3 protein-coding genes are annotated in these 1670 nt (G+C 73.8%); 2 read left to right on the top strand and 1 reads right to left on the bottom strand.

Features of this window, described 5'->3' with window-relative positions:
- Nucleotides 1-240 (top strand): GNAT family N-acetyltransferase (locus AB0J09_RS64225; protein ID WP_360714262.1); only part of this gene is annotated, 240 nt, incomplete at its 5' end.
- A gap of 5 nt (nucleotides 241-245) precedes the next feature.
- Here the strand turns inward: AB0J09_RS64225 and AB0J09_RS64220 are convergent.
- Nucleotides 246-1127 (bottom strand): LysR family transcriptional regulator, encoded by an 882-nt coding sequence (locus tag AB0J09_RS64220; RefSeq protein ID WP_360714260.1) that lies wholly within the window; start codon nucleotides 1125-1127, stop codon nucleotides 246-248.
- An 84-nt stretch (nucleotides 1128-1211) separates the two neighbouring features.
- Between AB0J09_RS64220 and AB0J09_RS64215 the strand changes: the two genes are divergently transcribed.
- The coding region (locus AB0J09_RS64215) for an MFS transporter (RefSeq protein ID WP_360714259.1) at nucleotides 1212-1670 on the top strand (459 nt) is incomplete at its 3' end.

The following is a 1670-nucleotide window of genomic DNA, read 5'->3' as shown; positions in this document are numbered from 1 at the left end:
CAGGCAACGCTGCGGTTACAGCCGGGGTGCGCCACCGAGGCGGCCAGGGAGGCCGTCAGGTACGCGTTCGACGAGGCCGGGCTGGACGAGATCATCTCCATGACGGCCGAGCGGAACACCCGGTCCCAGGCCGTGATGAAGCGGCTCGGGATGACCCACCTGGCCGACTTCAACCACACGCGGCTCAGCCCGGACAGCCCTCTCTTCCGTCACGTGGTCTACCACCTCAAGCGCCCGTAGGCACGTCAGGCGCTCATGGCGTAGAGGACGTCACGCAGGGCGGGCTCGCGGCCGCGTAGCCAGACCAGCCGCAACGCCAGCGCCGGCGCGTCGAAGTCGAGTGGCACCAGCGCGCCGGAGGCCAGGTCGGGCTCCAGCACGAAGTCCGGCAGCAGGGCGCTGCCGAGCCCCTGCTTGGCCCACTCGCGAGCGGTCGCGATGCTGGTCAGCTCCCTGCGCGGCACCTCCGAGCCGAACGCCCGGTCGGCCGCCAGCCGGATCGAGCAGCCGTCGGCGCTGACCAGCAGCGGCTCCCGGTCGCCGTCCGGCGCCGCGACCAGCAACAGCCTGACCTCGCCCACATCCAGGAAGTCCAGGTCGGGCGCCGGGCTGGGCCTGGATCTCGGCCCGGCGGTGGCGCCCGAGCCCGTGTCCTCGGGCACGGTGAAGCCGAGCCCGCCGATCCGCAGGCCCGTGTCCAGCAGCAGCGCCGCGTCCAGCTCGCCGCCGGCCACCGCGGCCAGCAGCGGCTGCCGGGTGAGCGAGTACACGTCCACGTCCAGGTCGGGGCGGCGTTCCGACAGACGGCGGATCACGGTGGGCAGCCGGGCCGCGGCCAGCATCTCCAGCGCGCCGATCCGCACCCGGCGGCGCTGCCCGGTGACGGCGCGGCGCACCTCGTCGGCGTGGTCGAGCAGCCCCTGCGCCCGCGCCAGCAGCCTGGCGCCCTGCTCGGTCAGGCGCATGCCCTGGGGCGTGCGCTCGAACAGGGAGACCCCGAGGCTCCGCTCCAGCCTGCGCACCTGCTCCGACACGGACGCGGGGGCGAGGCCGAGGCTGTTCGCCGCCCCGGTGACGGTGCCCGCTCCGGCCACCGCGACGAACCCCCGCAACTGGCGCAAATCCATAGATGTCAGCATACGGTTTTCCCTAACGCCCCCTCAGATCATGCCTGTTGAGCGCGGACGGGGCGTTTCAGCAGGCTGAGGCGCATGATGTTCGGATTCTCCCTCGCCTACTTCCTCGTGATCCTCGACACGACCGTGCTGACGATCGCGCTGCCCGACCTGCGGGCCTCACTGGGTGGCTCGCTGGCCGGGCAGCAGTGGGCGGTGAACGCGTACACCGTCGCCTTCGCCGCCTCGCTGCTCATCGGGGGAGCGGTGGCCGACCGGTACGGCGCGGCCCGGATCTTCAAGGCCGGCGTGGCGGCGTTCGGCGTGATCTCGCTGCTGAGCGCCGCGGCGCCGCACCTGGGCGTGCTGATCGGGTTGCGCGCCCTGCTCGGCGTGGCGGGGGCGCTGTGCACAGGCGGCTCGCTCGGCCTGCTCGCCCAGCTCTTCCCCGACCCGGCCGCCCGCGCCCGCGCCACCGGCCTGTGGGCCGCCATCACCGGCAGCGCGCTCGCCGCCGGCCCGCTGCTCGGCGGCCTCCTCGTCGACCTGTACGGC

Source organism: Nonomuraea sp. NPDC049784 (assembly GCF_040659615.1).
In the GTDB taxonomy this organism is placed as follows: domain Bacteria; phylum Actinomycetota; class Actinomycetes; order Streptosporangiales; family Streptosporangiaceae; genus Nonomuraea.
The sequence above is the reverse complement of the archived record's forward strand: the minus strand, read 5'-3'. Positions and strand labels throughout refer to the sequence as shown.

Coding starts and splice junctions, on each gene's coding strand:
- AB0J09_RS64220 (WP_360714260.1), bottom strand. CDS start 1,127: ATGGATTTGCGCCAGTTGCGGGGGTTCGTCGCGGTGGCCGGAGCGGGC.